The following is a 16,171-nucleotide window of genomic DNA, read 5'->3' as shown; positions in this document are numbered from 1 at the left end:
TTGGAAGGGGCTGGCCCTGATCGCCCATGCGTGGGTGGTGATCCTGGCCGCCGGCGCGGTGGCTGTCGTCTGGCCCCTGACCATCCCGCTGGCGGTGATGATCATCGGCGGACGACAGCTGGGCCTGGCGATCATGATGCATGACGCCGCCCACGGCGCCCTGCACAAGAACCTCAAGATCAACGACTGGGCCGGCGAGTGGCTGACCGGCGGCGGCCTGCACCGCTATCGCCCCTACCACCTGACCCACCACAAGTTCGTCCAGCAGGCCGAGGATCCCGACCTAGTCCTGTCGGCCCCCTTCCCCATCACGCCCCTGTCCCTGCGCCGCAAGATCGTCCGCGACCTGACCGGCCAGACCTGGTTCAAGCAGCGTTTCGGCCTGGTGCGCAGCCAGCTGGCCACCCGCAGGCCGGGCGAGGCCCTATGGCCGATCCTCAAGGGCGAGATCATCCGCAAGCGCCGCATGCTGATCGGGGCTGCGGTGACGATCACGCTGACCGCGCCCTTCGGCCTCTGGTGGGCCTGGTTCGTCCTATGGCTGCTGCCCCAGGCCACATGGCTGCAGATGATCACCCGCCTGCGCAACATCGGGGAGCACGCCTGTATCGCCAAGGACGAGCGCGACCCGTTCCGTTGCGCCCGGACCACCTATGCCGGACCGATCGCCCGGGCCTTCATCGCCCCCTATTGGGTGAACTATCACTGCGAGCACCACATCTTCATGCACCTGCCCTGCTACAGCCTGCCCAAGGCGCACCGGCTGCTGCTGAGCAAGGGGCTGGGGCCGCAGATGGAGATCCGGGGCAGCTATATGGAGGTGCTGCGCCTGGCCGCCTCCAAGGGTAAAACACCCAGCCTCGCCGCGGCCTGATCATTCCCCTTGCGGGGGACGGGGTTCTTCGCCACTTGCCATCGGCGCAAGGTGCAGGAGAGCGGCGTGATCGAGCAGACCCCCGAGGGCCGCCGCGCCTTCATCCTGGCCAACACCCGCCAGCAGGCGCCGCCCCACACCCCCGAGCTCACCCTGCATCTGGCCGACGAGGTCATGCCGATCTGGCGGCTGACCGAAGAAGCCCTGCAAGAGATCGGCCTGCCGCCGCCCTTCTGGGCCTTCGCCTGGGCCGGCGGCCAGGCGCTGGCCCGCTACATCCTCGACCATCCGCAGATCGTCGCCGGCAAGCGGGTGATCGACTTCGCCACGGGCTCGGGCATCGTCGCCATCGCCGCCGCCAAGGCCGGCGCGGCCCATGTCCTGGCCGCCGATATCGACGCCTATTGCGGCGCGGCGCTGGCCCTGAACGCGCCCGCCAACGGCGTGGCCTGCGACTTCACCAGCATCGACCTGCTGGACGCCCCGCCCCTGCCCGCCGAGGTGATCCTGGCCGGCGACATCTGCTACGAAAAGCCCCTGGCCGCCCGGGTCATGGCCTGGCTGGAACAGGCGAAATCGGCCGGCGCCACGGTCCTGATCGGCGACCCCGGCCGCAGCTACTTCCCCCGCGAAGGCCTGGTCAAACTCGCCGAATACCAGGTCACCACAACGCGCGAGCTCGAGGACCAGGAGGTCAAGAAGACGGCGGTGTGGAGCTTGCCGGGCTGACCCTGCGTCGACCGGTCGCCAGCGGCGCGGACCTCTGCCTATAGTGACGGCGCTGTTACATCTGATCTGGAGCCTGCCCATGCGTCGCCGCACCTTCCTGGCCGCCCTGCCCGCCGCGCTTCCGGGCGCCCTCTTCGCCAGCGGGGCTGCGGGACAGAGCCGGGAGGCGACGCCCAATCGCGACCGGCCCGACGTCGGCCCCGGCGACCGGATCGACGGCGCGACCTTCGCCAGTCGCAGCGCAGCCTGGGGAACCCATGGGGCGGCGGCCACGGCCCACCCGCTGGCGACGCTGGCGGCCATCGACATCCTGCGGGCCGGGGGCTCGGCTGTGGATGCGGCCATCGCGGCCAATGCGGTGCTGGGCTATGCCGAGCCCATCGCCTGCGGCATCGGCGGCGACTGCTTTGTCATGCTGTGGGACCCGAAGACCAAGCAGGTCATGGGCCTGAACGGCTCGGGCCGCAGTCCGCGAGGCCTGTCCCTGGAGACGGTGCGCAGCCGCGCCAAGAACGGCCTGATCCCCTCGCACGGCGCCATCGCCGTCAGCGTGCCGGGCGCGGTGGACGCCTGGTGGACCCTGCACGAACGCTACGGCAAACTGCCCTGGAAGGACCTGTTCGCCCCGGCCATCGCCCATGCCAGCGAGGGCGCGCCGGTGAGCCAGAACGTCGCCTACTACCTGGACCGCAGCTACGACAACTTCACCGGCGGCAAGTTGGGCATCGAGGAGGTCGACAACTTCAAGGCCGTCTGGGCGCCCAGCGGCGCGACGCCCCGGGAAGGCGAGATCTTCAAGAACCCGGCGCTGGCCCGCACCTATGGCCTGATCGCGCAGGGGGGCCGCGACGCCTTCTATGAGGGCGAGATCGCCGAAACGATCGAGCGCTATTTCCGCCGCATCGGTGGGTGGATGACCAAGGCTGACCTGGCCGCCCACCGGGCCGAATGGACCAAGGCCTATTCCAGCACCTATCGCGGGGTGGACGTCTACAGCCTCGGCCCCAACAGCCAGGGCCTGGCGACCCTGCAGCAACTCAACATCATGGAGCGGTTCGACATCCGCGGCATGGGCTTCCAGTCGGCCGCCGCCATCCACCACGGAGCCGAGGCCAAGCGCCTCGCCTTCGAGGACCGCGCCCGCTACTACGCCGACCCGTCCTTCTATGACGTGCCGGCCGAATGGCTGATCTCCAAGGACTACGCCGCCGAGCGCGCGCGGCTGATCCGACCCGACTCCATCCTGCAGACGGTCTTTGCCGGCCAGGCGCCGACCCGGGGCGACACCACCTATTTCACCACCGCCGACAAGGACGGGATGATGGTGTCTATCATCCAGTCCAACTATCGGGGCATGGGCTCGGGCCTGTCGCCGGACGGCCTGGGCTTCATGCTGCAGAACCGCGGCGAGATGTTCGCCCTCACCGACGGCCATCCCAATGTCTATGCGCCCGGCAAGCGGCCCTTCCAGACCATCATCCCCGGCTTCGCGGTGAAGGACGGGGCGCCGTGGCTGTCCTTCGGTGTCATGGGCGGCGACATGCAGCCCCAGGGTCAGGCCCAGATCATCTCCAACATGGTCGACTTCGATCTCGGCGTGCAGGAGGCCGGCGACAGCCCACGCTGGCGCCACGGCGGCGGATCGGAGCCCACCGGCGAGGTCACCCCGGGGACCGGCCTGCTGCACCTGGAAAGCGGCGTGCCGGCGGCCACCCGCAAGGCCCTGGTCGATCTCGGCTGGAAGATCGGCGAGAGCGATGGCAGCTTCGGCGGCTATCAGGCCATTGAGCGCTGGCCCGGCCGCTATGCCGCGGCCACCGAGATGCGCAAGGACGGGGTGGCGCTGGCCTACTGACCTGGGGAGGTCCCTGTGACCGAAGCTGAGATGCGCGACATCATCCTCGCCTTCCCTGGCGCGGAGGAGGGCACGTCCTATGGCTATCCGTCCTTCAAGGTGCGCGGCAAGTTCTTCACCCGCTTGCGAGGCGAGGACGGAAGCGTGGTGTTGAGCGACGTCGGCTTCGACGAGCGCGAAATGCTGATGGCGGCGGAGCCCGCCACCTTCCACCTGACGCCGCACTATCAGAACTACCCCACCGTGCTCGCCCGGATCGAAAGCCTCGATCCGGGGTCGCTGCACAGTCTGCTGGAGCGCCGGTGGCGCAAGCTCGTCACCAGGGCGATGGCCAAGGGCTATGAGGCAACCAAGACCTCCAGCTAGCGGGCGGCGTACTGCTGGCCAATGCCGACCGCGGCGCGGGCCTGGGCCAGGGTGTCCTGGTAGCAGTCAGACCGGGTAACCGTACGCTTGAGCATCCGCACACTGCCCTCATGCCCGCCACAGGCGGCGAAGGCGGCGCGCTCCACCCGCCGTTCCAGACGCTGGGCGTCGGCGGCGTTGGCGGGATTGAGGTTGGTGACATTGACGGTGGCCTGACCCGTGGTGGCCGGCGCGGCGAGGACCGGAGTCGCCAGAAGCGCCGCGGCGAGCGCGGCTGAAGCAAGCTTGAACATTTTCGTCTCCCTAATGACCGACCCTGCGGCGGCGGCTCTGACGGCCGCTCGGATTCCGTTGGGTCACGTCAGAAAGATGGGGAGCGAATGGGGCCAGGGGAAGACCTCGGATCCGCCTCTAGACGCGCAGCGCCCCTCCCCTCAACCGTCATCCTGGGCCTTGTGCCCAGGATCCCTCGCGACGCTTGCGCTTAGCCCCGACGAGGGATGCTCGGCACAAGGCCGAGCATGACGATGTGGGGGAGACTGCTGAGCCTAAAACTCGTCTTCGACCGCCGAGCGGAACTGTTCGAAGATCTCGGCAGCTCGCTGGTTGTTGTAGGGTTCAGGCTCTTCCTCGATCGCCGGCGCAGGCGCAACGCCGCCGCGCAGGCGGCCGGCCACCGCGCCGCCCTGGACGAGGATCAGTTCCTCCCCCTCCTCAAGGCCGGACAGCAGCTGGGCGATCTTGGGCGGCAGGTCGTCGAGGTCGAGGCGCTTCATGGGCGCAGAATCTAGCGGCAAGCGGGCCCGGCGCAAAGGGTGACACCGGCGCCCCACGGCCCTAAGTCCTGGAATCAGATCACGCTTGGGAGGGCTCATGGCCTATCGGTCGCTGCGGGAATTCATCGCCAAGCTGGAAGCCGCCGGCGAGCTGGTGCGGGTGTCTGAGCCGGTCTCCACCGTCCTGGAGATGACCGAGATCCATCGCCGCCTGCTGCGCCAGAGCGGGCCGGCGGTCCTGTTCGAGAACGTCATCCGCGCCGACGGCGAGCGCTCGCCCATGCCCTGCCTGGTCAATCTGTTCGGCACGGTCAAGCGGGTGGCCATGGGCGTCACGCTGGAGGGGCGCGAACGCACCACGGCGGCCGACCTGCGCGAGGTCGGCGAACTTCTGGCCTTCCTCCGGGCGCCTGAGCCGCCCCGGGGGCTGAAGGACGCGCTGGACATGCTGCCGCTCGCCAAGACGGTGATGGCCATGCGCCCGGCCACGGTGAAGAAGGCGCCGGTGCAGGAGATCGTCTGGACCGGCGACCAGATCGACCTGACCAAGCTGCCCATCCAGACCTGCTGGCCGGGCGAGCCCGCCCCGCTCATCACCTGGCCGCTGGTGGTCACCAAGGGGCCGTCCACCGACCGGGAGGACGACTACAATCTCGGCATCTACCGCATGCAGGTGCTGGGCAAGGATCGCACCATCATGCGCTGGCTGGCCCATCGGGGCGGCGCCCAGCATCACCGGCGCTGGAAGGCGGCCGGCAAGCCCGACGCCCTGCCCGCCTGCGCGGTCCTGGGCGCCGATCCCGGCACGATCCTGGCGGCGGTGACCCCGGTGCCCGAGACCCTGTCGGAATACCAGTTCGCCGGCCTGATGCGCGGCGCCAAGGCCGAACTGGTGGCGGCCAAGACCGTGCCCCTGATGGTGCCGGCCGAGGCCGAGATCGTCATCGAGGGTCATGTGCTGCTGGATGAATATGCCGACGAAGGCCCCTATGGCGACCACACCGGCTATTACAATTCGGTCGAGAAGTTCCCGGTCTTCCAGGTGAGCGCCATCACCATGCGCCGGGACCCGATCTATCTGACCACCTTCACCGGCCGGCCGCCGGACGAGCCCAGCGTGCTCGGCGAGGCGCTGAACGAGGTGTTCATTCCCCTGCTACGCCAGCAGTTTCCGGAGATCGTCGACTTCTGGCTGCCGCCGGAGGGCTGCTCGTACCGGATCGCCGTGGTCTCCATGAAGAAGGCCTATCCCGGCCACGCCAAGCGCGTGATGATGGGCGTCTGGAGCTACCTGCGGCAGTTCATGTACACCAAGTGGGTGATCGTCGTGGACGACGACATCGACGCCCGCGACTGGAAGGACGTCATGTGGGCGCTGTCAACCCGTATGGACCCGGCCCGGGACATCACCCTCGTGGAGGGCACGCCGATCGACTATCTCGACTTCGCCTCGCCGGAAAGCGGCCTGGGATCGAAGATCGGCCTGGACGCCACCAACAAGTGGCCGCCGGAAACCCACCGCGAATGGGGCGAAAAGCTCGACATGGACGCGGCCACCGTCGCCCGGGTCACCGACCGCTGGGCGAGCCTCGGCCTGCCGCCCCTGAAGGGCTGAGCGCTGGCTCCTGCACGCTCCAACTTCCGTCGCCCTCGGGCTTGACCCGAGGGCGCATGAACACCGCGCGTCGTCCGTGTGCATGGATGGTCGGATCAAGTCCGACCATGACGGCGAAGGGGAAGGTCACGCCGCGGGCGGCGGCAGCCTTCGGGCCGCGACGATGGGCCAGAGGATGTTGAGGGCGAGGCCGGCCATCACAAGGCTGGCCGCAGCTATCTTCCAGACCGGCATGGCCTCCCCCAGCAGGAGCGCCGAGGCGCCCATGCCGAACACCGGCACCAGCAGGGCCATGGGCGTGATGGTCGCCGCCGGATGCCGCGCCAGCAGCCAGCCCCAGGCGGCGTAGCCGAACAGGGTGTTGCCCACCGACTGCCAGGCCACCGCCGCCCAGGCCGCAGGACTCGCCTCCCCCAGGGCCAGCCGCACGGTCGGCCAGCCCTCCAGGACCAGGGACATGGCCACCAGGGGCGGGACGGAGAACAGGCTCGCCCAGACCACATAGGCCAGCATGTTCACCCGGCCGCTCAGCTTGGCCACGTGGTTGCCGCCGGCCCAGCCCATGGCCGCCAGGATCACCAGGGCCAGGCCCAGCGGCGTGGTGGCGCGGTCCGAATGGGCCAGGATCACGCCGATGCCGACGGTGGCCAGCGCCAGGGCGGCGATCTGGAATAGCCTGACCCGCTCTCCCGTTGCGGCCATGGCCAGGCCAATCGTGAAGAAGACCTGGACCTGCACCACCAGGGAGGCGAGGCCCGGCGAAATCTGGCCGTTCATGGCGATGTAGAGCAGGCCAAACTGGCCCGCCCCGATCAGCACGCCATAGGCCGCCAGGTGACCCCACGGGACCTTGGGCCGCGGCAGGAAGAAGACGGCGGGGACCAGGGCGAAGAAGAACCTCAGCGCCGCGAAGGCCAAGGGCGGCAACTCCGCCAGGCCGTACTTGATGACCACGAAGTTGGTCCCCCAGACCGCCACCACCGCCAGGGCCAGCAGGAAGTGGGGCAACGGCAGGGCGGCGACGGGCATGGGCGAGGGCCTGGGGGGACGGGACTGGCGCTCATGTGGCGCTTGGCGCCAGACTTGTCCATGGCCGCATCCGTGCTCGTCTTGAAAGGGGCGATCCCCCCTTGCCCCAGGGGCGAATTCGCAGTCCAACTGCGAGCCGTGCGGGGGCGCACGGGGGGACCATCATGAACCTGATCACGTCGGGACACGCCGCAGCGCTCTGGACGGGGCTGCATCTCTTTCTGCTGCTGGCGCTTTCGATGCTGGTGGTCCGCCAGCGGCAGAGGCACAAGGTGGCCTTCGGCGACGACGGCATTCCGGAGCTGGCCCAGGCTATCCGGGCCTTCGGCAACGCGACCGAATACATTCCCGCGGGACTGGCCGCCATCGGTGTCCTGGCGCTGGTGGAGGCCCCGCCCCTTGCGGTTCACATCGCAGGCCTGGCGCTGTTCTCGGGCCGGGTGATGCACGCCGTCGGGCTGTCGCAGAACGGCGGCGTGTCCTTTCCCCGTGCGATCGGCGTGACCCTGACCTGGATTTCCTACGTCTTCGCAGGGGTCGCCCTGCTGTTCTACGCCATCGTCTGAGATCGTCCCGCCGCGACGCAAAGCGCGCCACGGCGGGAGAGATCAAGCGCCTTCAGGCCGCCCGGGCGAGGTCGAAGCGGTCGGCGTTCATGACCTTGGTCCAGGCCTTGACGAAGTCGTCGACGAACTTCCGGCTCGCGTCAGAGGCGGCGTAGACCTCCGACAGGGCCCGCAGCTGCGAGTTGGAGCCGAACACCAAGTCCGTGCGCGTGGCCGTCCACTTTTCCTCGTCGGTGTCGCGGAGCGTGCCGACGAAGACCTCGTCGCCGCGGTCGTCGACCTCTTTCCACGCCGTGCCCATGTCGAGCAGGTTGACGAAGAAGTCGTTGGTCAGCTGGCCTGGACGATCGGTCAGGACCCCGTGGGACTGACCGCCGTGATTGGCGCCCAGCACCCGCAGGCCGCCCACCAGCACCGTCATCTCCGGCGCGCTGAGGCCTAGCAGCTGCGCCCGGTCGATCAGCAGCTCCTCGGTCGGCACGCTGAACCGCACCTGCAGATAGTTGCGGAAGCCATCGGCCTTGGGCTCGAGCACCTCGAAGTTCTCGATATCGGTCTGTTCGGCCGAGGCGTCTGTGCGGCCAGGCGTGAAGGGCGCCTGGACGTCATGGCCAACGTCCTTGGCCGCCTTCTCCACCGCCGCAACGCCGCCCAGGACGATCAGGTCGGCGATGGACACCTTCTTGCCGCCCGGCGCGGAGGCGTCGAAACTCGCCTTGATTCCCTCCAGCACGTGAAGCACGCGGGCCAGTTGGGCCGGCTGGTTGACCTCCCAGTCCTTCTGCGGCGCCAGGCGGATGCGCCCGCCATTGGCGCCGCCGCGGTGGTCGGAGCCGCGATAGGTCGAGGCCGAGGCCCAGGCGGTCGTCACCAGCTCGGCCACGGTCAGCCCTGAGCCCAGGATCTTGCCCTTCAGCGCGGCGATGTCGGCGGTGCCGATCAGCGGATGATCAACGGGCGGAATCGGGTCCTGCCACAGCAGGTCTTCGGCCGGCACCTCAGGCCCGAGGTAGCGGGACTTCGGACCCATGTCGCGGTGGCACAGCTTGAACCAGGCCCGGGCGAAGGCGTCGGCGAACTGGTCGGGATTGGCGCGGAACCGCTCGGAGATTTCCCGGTACTTCGGGTCCATCTTCATGGCCATGTCGGCCGTGGTCATCATGGTCGGCAGGCGCTTGTCGGGGCTGTGGGCGCCGGGCGCCATGTCTTCCGGCTTCTGGTTGATCGGCTGCCACTGCTTGGCTCCGGCCGGGCTGCGCACCAGCTCGTAGTCGTAGTCCAGCAGCATGTGGAAGTAGTTCATCGTCCACTGGATGGGGGTAGGCGTCCAGGCGCCCTCCAGGCCGCTGGTGATGGTGTGGTCGCCCACGCCGCTCTCGTGGCTTGAGGTCCAGCCCAGGCCCTGCTGGGCGATGTCAGACCCTTCGGGCTCGGCGCCCACCAGGGAAGCGTCCCCGGCCCCGTGACACTTGCCGAAGGTATGACCGCCGGCGGTCAGGGCCACGGTCTCTTCGTCATTCATGCCCATGCGGGCGAAGGTCTCGCGAATGTCACGGCCTGACTGGATCGGGTCGGGATTGCCCCCCGGCCCCTCGGGATTGACGTAGATCAGCCCCATCTGGATCGCGGCCAGGGGATCTTCCAGCACCATTTCCTTGTCAGGCTGGATGCGGGTCTGGTTCTCCTCGTGACCCACCCACTGCTCCTCGGTGCCCCAGTAGATGTCTTTTTCCGGCTCCCAGATGTCGGCGCGGCCACCGCCAAAGCCGAAGACCGGCCCACCCATGGACTCGATGGCCACATTGCCGGCCAGGATCATCAGGTCGGCCCAGGAGAGCTTGGCGCCGTACTTCTGCTTGATCGGCCACAGCAGGCGCCGCGCCTTGTCGAGGTTGGCGTTGTCGGGCCAGCTGTTCAGCGGCGCGAACCGCTGGGAGCCCGAGGATGAGCCGCCCCGCCCATCGCCGCTGCGATAGGTGCCGGCGCTGTGCCAGGCCATGCGGATGAAGAAGGGGCCGTAATGGCCGTAGTCGGCCGGCCACCAGGGCTGGCTGTCGGTCATCAGGGCGGTCAGGTCACGCTTGACCGCCGCATAGTCCAGGGACTGGAAGGCCTTGGGATAATCGAAGTCATCCCCCATCGGGTCGCCGTGCAGGCCCTGCTGGTGGAGGATGTCCAGCGACAGCTGATTGGGCCACCAGTCACGATTGGTGCGGCCGAGCAGGGATCGAAGCGCCGCAGGCTGCTTCATCGGGCAGCCCAGCGGATCGCCGGTATTGGAGGCGTCGTCCATGGTCGTTCTCCCTCGCGTTCTAGGCGTTGATGGAGCCTAGGCCCGGGGGCGGCGCATTGGAAAATCAATAAACTTGATGACCATGCACGGTAATTTCTATCAAGCGGCGCCGCGTCCGACTCGGCCCTGTTCAGCCTTACTCAGCTTGCTCGACCGCTTGAGGTTCGCCATATGGCTGGGATGGATCAAAACCTGCTCGCCGAGCTGATCGACGCCGCCCGCAAGGCCGGCGCCGATGCTGCTGAGGCCGTCACCGCCGAACGCCAGTCCCTGTCGATCTCCGTCCGCGAGGGCGAGTTGGAAGAGGTCGAGCGCGAGGAATCCCGCGACCTCGGCCTGCGGGTCTTTGTCGGCCAGCGCCAGGCGACGGTGTCGGGTTCGGACCTCTCGCCTGAAGCCTTGTCCAAGCTGGTGGACCGGGCCGTGGCCATGGCCCGCCTGGCGCCTGAAGATCCCTATGCCGGTTTCGCCCCCGCCGAGCGGCTGGCCAAGGGACCGCACCTCGATCTTGATCTCTACGATCCCACCGAGCTTTCGCCGGAAACCCTGGAAGATCGCGCGCGAGCCGCCGAAGCCTCGGCCCGGGCGGTGGACGGCGTGGTCAATTCCGACGGCGCCACGGCTGGATGGTCCACGGCCAAATGGCTGATCGCCACAAGCCACGGCTTCGCCGGCGCTCACCAGGCGTCCGGATTCTCGCTGGGCGCCTCGGCCATCGCCGGCGACGGCCTGTCCATGGAGACCGGCTATGATGGCCGCTCGGTGCGCTGGCACGAGGATCTGCCTGGGCCCGAAGGGATCGGAACCGAGGCCGGCCGCCGGGCCGCCGCAAGGCTGGGCTCGCGCAAGATCGCCTCGACCACCGCCCCGGTGATTTTCGAGAACCGCCTGGCCATGTTGATCATCAGTCCGCTGATCGGCGCGATCTCAGGCCCCTCCATCGCCCGCGGCTCCTCCTTCCTGAAGGACAAGCTCGGCCAACCGGTCTTCGCGCCTGACGTGACCCTGACCGACGATCCCCACCGCCGCCGAGGCCTGGGCTCCAGCCCCTTCGACGACGAAGGCGTCGAGACCACGGCCATGGATCTGATCGACAAGGGCGTCCTGACCACCTGGCTACTGAACTCCAGTTCGGCCCGGCAACTGGGCCTGGAGACCACCGGCCACGCCTCCCGCGGCTTGGCCGGGCCGCCCGGCGTCGGCGTCTCCAATCTGACCCTGCAGCCCGGGACCGAGGATCAGGCGAGCCTGATGCGCAGCGCCGGCAAGGGCCTGCTGATCACCTCCATGTTCGGCCCATCCCTGAACGGCAACACCGGCGACTGGTCGGTGGGTTGCTCCGGCTTCTGGTTCGAGGACGGGCAGCTCGCCTATCCGGTCAGCGAGATCACCGTGGCGGGAAATCTGATCGAGATGTACGCCCGGCTCGTCCCCGGCTCGGACCTGGAGATCCGCGGAGCGTCCAATGCGCCGTCGGTGCTGATCGACGCCCTGGCGATCGCGGGGAAATGAGCCCCAGCGCCGCCCCCAGCCCTGTCCAGGACCTGGAGCTTCTGGTCGCCGCCGCCGTGGAGGCCGGAACCCTGGCCCTGGAGTTGCGGGCGCGGGGACTGAAGATCGCTTGGAAGGAAGGCAATTCGCCGGTCACCAACGCCGACTTCGCCACCGACACCCTCTTGAAGACCACCCTGGGCCGGGCGCGCCCCGACTACGGCTGGCTGTCGGAGGAGACGGCCGACGATCTGGAGCGGCTGGACCGTCGGCGGGTGTTCGTGGTCGATCCCATCGACGGCACCCGGGCCTACATGAAGGACAAGCCCTGGTGGGTGATCTCGGCCGCCGTGGTCGAGGACGGACAGCCGATCGCCGGCGTCGTCTATGCGCCACAGGTGGGCGAAGTCTACACCGCCACCGTCGGCGGCGGCGCCAAGCTGAACGGGTCGCTGATCGTGCCGGCCCCGACGGTGCGGCTGGACGGTTGCGGCATGGTCGGGGACCAGCGGATGTTCGACCACCCATCCTGGCCGGAGCCCTGGCCGATCATGCGCGTGGAATCACGCAACTCGACCGCCTATCGCATGTGTCTGGTGGCGTCAGGCCAGTTCGACGCTGCCCTGGCCCTGGTGGCCAAGGCCGACTGGGACCTGGCCGCAGCCGACCTGGTGGCCCGGGAGGCGGGAGCCTATTGCGGCGACCACCTGGGGGGCGGCTTCGCCTATAATGGTCGGATTCCGTCCCAACGGAGTCTGTTATGCGCGGCGCCGCGATTGGCCCCATTGATCATGGCGCGGGTCTCGCATATCGCCATACCAAACTGAGCCCTCTTTTGAGGAAGACATGCCCGACAAACAGCTTTTGCACATCGTGATCGGCGGCGAACTCGAGGAAGTCGAGCAAGTTCGTTTCCGTGACCCATCAAAGATCGACCTGGTCGGCGCCTATCCTACTTACGAGCAAGCCCTGGCGGTCTGGCGATCCAAGGCCCTGGCCACGGTGGACAACGCCCTGATGCGCTATTTCATCATCCACGCCCACAAGCTGCTGGATCCCCAGCTGGACGGCGAGAAGCCCGGCGGCTGAACGAGGGGCGGGGCGACAAGCCTCCGTCATGTCCGAAAACTGTCACCCGACGTGGGCAGAATGATGCTCACGGAGGCTCCCTTGTTCAGATCGACTCTTGCCCAGCCGGGTGTGGCGGGGGCCACAGCCCTCGGACTTCTGCTTGCCGGTTGCGCAGGCTTCGGCTCCGACGCGCCCAAGGACGGCACGTTGAGCGGAACCCCGGTTCCTGCGGCCCATGAGACCGTGGCCGTGGGCACCGCCAACAGCGACGCCGCCGATGACCCCGAAATCTGGGCCGATCCCCGCGATCCCAACCGCGCGGTGATCTTCGGCACCGACAAGAAGGCCGGCCTCTACGCCTACGGGCTGGATGGCCAGGTGCGCGCCTTCCTGCCCGAAGGTCCGCTGAACAATGTGGACCTGCGCGACAGCTTCATGGTCGGCGGCAAGGCCCAGGTGCTGATCGCCGCCAGCCATCGCAGCCGGGGCGGCGCACTCCTGTTCCTGATGGACCCCGACACGCTGGACGTCCGGACCTGGGGCCTGGTGCCGGTTCCGGTCAGCGAACCCTATGGCCTGTGCATGGCCCGCCGCGGCGACGATGTGATCGTGATCGTGGTCGGTAAGGACGGCGACGTCCGCCAGGTCCGCGTGCGCGACGAGGACGGCGAGCCCGTGGGCGTCGAGGAGCAGAGCTTCGCCGTCGGCTCCCAGTCCGAGGGCTGCGTCGTCGATGACGAGACCGGCGCCCTCTATGTGGGCGAGGAGATGAAGGGCGTCTGGCGCTATTCCCTCGACCCGGCAGCCGGCGGCGCCCGCTCCCTGCTGGAGGCCGCCCCCGGCCCCCGCCTGACTCCCGACGTCGAAGGGCTGACCCTGCTGCGGGATTCCGGCCAGGCCTTCCTGATCGCCTCGAGCCAGGGGGACAACGCCTTCGCCGTCTGGCGGGTGGCCGGCGAAGCCGCCGACTATCAAGGACGCTTCTCTGTCGCCGCAGCCGGCGATGTGGATGCGGTCAGCGGGACCGACGGCGTGGCCGCTCTGGGCGGGCCTGTTGGCCCCTATGCCGAGGGCCTGATCGTCGTGCAGGATGACGCCGACACCGAAGGCGCCTCCAGCGAGGTCCGTCGGGAGCGTCAGAACTTCAAACTGGTGGACTGGCGGGCGGTGAAGTCGGCCCTGGAAATCAACCTCACGGCGCCTTAGGCCTGGGGGCCAAAATTGGGGCCTTAGAGCCAAATGGGCGCTGCGACGCGCTCCGCCGGCGAGCTAGGAGAGACATGATGAAGAAGCTTATGGGCCTCTGCGCCGCCCTCGCCCTGCTGGGCGGCGCCGGCAGCGCGCATGCGGCGCGGGACTATGTGTGGGCAGCCGGCTCCTCGACCGTCTTCCCCTTCGCCACCCGGGTCGCCGAGAACTACGCCCGCAAGACCGGAATGAAGGCCCCCAACGTCGAATCCCTGGGGACCGGCGGCGGCATCAAGCTGTTCTGCGGCGGGGTTGGTGACAACTTCCCCGACATCGCCAACGCCTCGCGGCCGATGACCCAGCAGGAATTCGACACCTGCGCCGCGAACGGCGTGGACGATATCGTCGAGCTGAAGGTGGGCTATGACGGCATCGTCATCGCCGCTGACCGCAGCGCGCCGGACTATCAGTTCCGCCTGCCCCACCTCTATCTGGCGCTGGGCGCCAATGTGCTGCGCGGCGGCAAGTTCGTGCCCAATCCTTACACCAACTGGAACGAGATCGGCCCGGGCCTGCCCGACAACCGCATCCTGGTCTATGGCCCGCCCCCCACCTCGGGCACCCGCGACGCCTTCGTGGAACTCGGCATCGAGGCTTCGGCCCGCTCCTATCCCACCGCCGAAGCATTGCGCGAACGGGACTCCGACGAGTTCAAGCAGATGACCCACCCCCTGCGCCGCGAAGGCTGGGTGGACTCCGGCGAGAACGACAACGCCATCGTCCAGACCCTGACCAAGACTCCGGGCTCCCTGGGCGTGTTCGGCTATTCCTTCCTGGAGGAGAACGGCGACAAGGTGAAGGCCATGTCGATCGACGGCATCGCGCCCACGGTGGCCACCATCGCCCAGGGGACCTATCCCCTGTCCCGCTCGATCTTCATCTATGTGAAGAAGGCCCATGTGGGGGTGACCCTTGGGCTGCAGGAATTCGTCACCGAGTTCACCTCCGACGCGGCGACCGGGCGCGGCGGCTATCTGCAGAGCCGCGGCCTGATCCCGCTGCTCCCGCCCGAGCATGAGGCCGCAAAAGCCACCGCCAGCGCCATGACCGCGATGAGCCGGCCCGACTAAGGACCGATCGGCGGGACCCCGGTCCCGCCGACGTCCCATGCCCCTGCAACCGGACCTGAGCTGGCTGGTCGCCGCCGTGGCGCTCGGCCCCTTCGTTGGCAGTTTTCTCGGCCTGATGAGCCTACGACTGCCCGAGGGCAAACCGGTCGGCCTGGCGCGCTCGGCCTGCCTCGCCTGCGCGCGGCCCTTGGGCCCCATCGATCTGATCCCGATCCTATCCTACCTGCTGCTGCTTAGCCGGTGCCGGACCTGCGGCGCCCAGATTCCGTCCCGCTACCTGGCTCTGGAGCTGGCGTGCCCGGCCCTCGCCCTGTGGGCCGCCCTGGTTCATCCGTCAGCCGAGGGGTTCCTCGGCGCCCTGCTCGCCTGGCAGCTTCTGCTGCTGGCCCTGCTGGACGCCGAGCACTTCTGGCTGCCGCGGATGCTGACCCTGCCCCTGATCGTCTCGGGTTTGGCGGTCGCCGCAGCCCAGGGGGCGCTGGCGGCGCATCTGCTGGGCGCGCTCCTCGGCTTCGCAGGCCTCAGCCTGCTGGCCCTGGCCTATCGCAGACTGAGGGGGCGGGAGGGCCTGGGGGGCGGCGACGCCTATCTACTGGCCGGCGGCGGCGCCTGGTGCGGGGCCATCGCCCTGCCCAGCATCCTGCTGATCGCCGCAGCGTCTGGCCTCGTCTTCGCGCTGGTCCTGCGCCTTCGGGGCAAGACCCTGGCCGCCGACCAGCCCCTGCCGTTCGGCTTGTTCCTGGCCGCTGGCGTCTGGCTGACCTGGCTCTATGGCCCCCTAGGGCTGGCCTAACCGCCCCACCAGCCGGCGCTGATAGCCGTTCAGGGTTCGCTCATAGCCAGCCATCCCCAGGGCGGCCTCCACCTCGGGGCGGGTGGTGCGCAGGATCATGTCCATCTGATAGCCGCCGTCGGCTCCGATCAGCAGGTCAGCCTGCACATCAACCCCTTCGGCCTGGCCCCGAAGCGGCAGGGCGAGCGAGGCGCCCGCGCACGTCGGGTCCCCGGACAGGACGAGCCCTGGCAGTTGCAGACCCGCAAGGCTGATGTCCTCCAGGGCGACCTGGCCGCCGGCCCGCCGACACTCGCCGTCCCGAAGGTCGATGGAGACGGCGGCCATCCGCACCGTTCCCGCCAGTCCCGAGGCTGGCGCAAGCTGGCCTAGCGGCAGGACGGCGTCCACGTCGA

Annotated in this window: 17 protein-coding genes; 12 read left to right on the top strand and 5 right to left on the bottom strand. The window is 68.6% G+C overall.

All coding sequences use genetic code 11. The features are described 5' to 3' along the window. The 4 genes from V7702_RS13830 to V7702_RS13815 form a co-directional block, all read left to right on the top strand. Positions 1–874: fatty acid desaturase family protein (locus V7702_RS13830; RefSeq protein WP_335650679.1), on the top strand; the 874-nt coding region annotated here is incomplete at its 5' end. A 66-nt stretch (positions 875–940) separates the two neighbouring features. Next, positions 941–1,603: a class I SAM-dependent methyltransferase gene (locus V7702_RS13825; RefSeq protein WP_335650678.1), complete on the top strand. Its 663-nt coding sequence runs from the start codon at positions 941–943 to the stop codon at positions 1,601–1,603. 79 nt (positions 1,604–1,682) lie between these two features. Then, on the top strand, positions 1,683–3,458 hold the full coding sequence (gene ggt / locus V7702_RS13820) for a gamma-glutamyltransferase (RefSeq protein ID WP_335650677.1): 1,776 nt from the start codon (positions 1,683–1,685) through the stop codon (positions 3,456–3,458). Between the two features lie 15 nt (positions 3,459–3,473). After that, a complete protein-coding gene (locus V7702_RS13815; RefSeq protein ID WP_335650676.1) occupies positions 3,474–3,824 on the top strand; it encodes an MmcQ/YjbR family DNA-binding protein in 351 nt (116 codons plus the stop codon). On the opposite strand, the gene V7702_RS13810 is transcribed toward V7702_RS13815, so the two are convergent. Together V7702_RS13810 and V7702_RS13805 are read right to left on the bottom strand one after the other, a co-directional pair. Further along, complete coding sequence (locus tag V7702_RS13810; RefSeq protein ID WP_335650675.1) at positions 3,821–4,117, bottom strand: UrcA family protein; 297 nt, start codon at positions 4,115–4,117, stop codon at positions 3,821–3,823. The two genes, V7702_RS13815 and V7702_RS13810, sit on opposite strands and share 4 nt — an antisense overlap. 255 nt (positions 4,118–4,372) lie before the next feature. Continuing rightward, positions 4,373–4,600: a hypothetical protein gene (locus V7702_RS13805; protein WP_335650674.1), complete on the bottom strand. Its 228-nt coding sequence runs from the start codon at positions 4,598–4,600 to the stop codon at positions 4,373–4,375. A gap of 97 nt (positions 4,601–4,697) precedes the next feature. On the opposite strand from V7702_RS13805, the gene V7702_RS13800 reads away from it, so the two are divergent. After that, complete coding sequence (locus V7702_RS13800) at positions 4,698–6,215, top strand: UbiD family decarboxylase (RefSeq protein ID WP_335650673.1); 1,518 nt, start codon at positions 4,698–4,700, stop codon at positions 6,213–6,215. 126 nt (positions 6,216–6,341) lie between these two features. Here V7702_RS13800 and V7702_RS13795 read toward each other — a convergent pair whose 3' ends face one another. Next, positions 6,342–7,244, bottom strand: a complete 903-nt coding sequence (locus V7702_RS13795) for an EamA family transporter (RefSeq protein WP_335650672.1) — start codon at positions 7,242–7,244, stop codon at positions 6,342–6,344. A gap of 164 nt (positions 7,245–7,408) precedes the next feature. Here V7702_RS13795 and V7702_RS13790 point away from each other — a divergent pair, with 164 nt between their 5' ends. Beyond that, positions 7,409–7,810, top strand: a complete 402-nt coding sequence (locus V7702_RS13790) for an MAPEG family protein (RefSeq protein ID WP_335650671.1) — start codon at positions 7,409–7,411, stop codon at positions 7,808–7,810. A gap of 52 nt (positions 7,811–7,862) precedes the next feature. Here V7702_RS13790 and katG read toward each other — a convergent pair whose 3' ends face one another. Then, a complete protein-coding gene (gene katG / locus V7702_RS13785) occupies positions 7,863–10,103 on the bottom strand; it encodes a catalase/peroxidase HPI (RefSeq protein ID WP_442958423.1) in 2,241 nt (746 codons plus the stop codon). Positions 10,104–10,283: 180 nt separating this feature from the next. Here katG and V7702_RS13780 point away from each other — a divergent pair, with 180 nt between their 5' ends. The 6 genes from V7702_RS13780 (at position 10,284) to V7702_RS13755 (ending at position 15,776) form a co-directional block, all read left to right on the top strand. Beyond that, complete coding sequence (locus V7702_RS13780) at positions 10,284–11,615, top strand: TldD/PmbA family protein (RefSeq protein WP_335650681.1); 1,332 nt, start codon at positions 10,284–10,286, stop codon at positions 11,613–11,615. Next, the gene (locus V7702_RS13775; RefSeq protein ID WP_335650670.1) at positions 11,612–12,421 is read left to right on the top strand and encodes a 3'(2'),5'-bisphosphate nucleotidase CysQ; all 810 of its coding nucleotides are present in this window, start codon (positions 11,612–11,614) and stop codon (positions 12,419–12,421) included. The genes V7702_RS13780 and V7702_RS13775 overlap by 4 nt, the downstream gene beginning before the upstream one ends. 19 nt (positions 12,422–12,440) lie before the next feature. Continuing rightward, the gene (locus V7702_RS13770; protein WP_300577242.1) at positions 12,441–12,683 is read left to right on the top strand and encodes a DUF4170 domain-containing protein; all 243 of its coding nucleotides are present in this window, start codon (positions 12,441–12,443) and stop codon (positions 12,681–12,683) included. Between the two features lie 189 nt (positions 12,684–12,872). Beyond that, a complete protein-coding gene (locus V7702_RS13765; RefSeq protein ID WP_335650669.1) occupies positions 12,873–13,871 on the top strand; it encodes a phytase in 999 nt (332 codons plus the stop codon). A gap of 77 nt (positions 13,872–13,948) precedes the next feature. Beyond that, a complete protein-coding gene (locus V7702_RS13760; RefSeq protein ID WP_335650680.1) occupies positions 13,949–14,983 on the top strand; it encodes a substrate-binding domain-containing protein in 1,035 nt (344 codons plus the stop codon). Positions 14,984–15,020: 37 nt separating this feature from the next. Next, entirely contained in the window at positions 15,021–15,776 is a 756-nt protein-coding gene (locus tag V7702_RS13755) for a prepilin peptidase (protein WP_335650668.1), read from the top strand. On the opposite strand, the gene gspN is transcribed toward V7702_RS13755, so the two are convergent. Then, positions 15,762–16,171 (bottom strand): type II secretion system protein N (gene gspN, locus V7702_RS13750; RefSeq protein ID WP_335650667.1); only part of this gene is annotated, 410 nt, incomplete at its 5' end. The genes V7702_RS13755 and gspN overlap by 15 nt on opposite strands.

The organism is Phenylobacterium sp. (genome assembly GCF_036963605.1).
Taxonomy (GTDB): domain Bacteria; phylum Pseudomonadota; class Alphaproteobacteria; order Caulobacterales; family Caulobacteraceae; genus Phenylobacterium.
The sequence above is the reverse complement of the archived record's forward strand: the minus strand, read 5'-3'. Positions and strand labels throughout refer to the sequence as shown.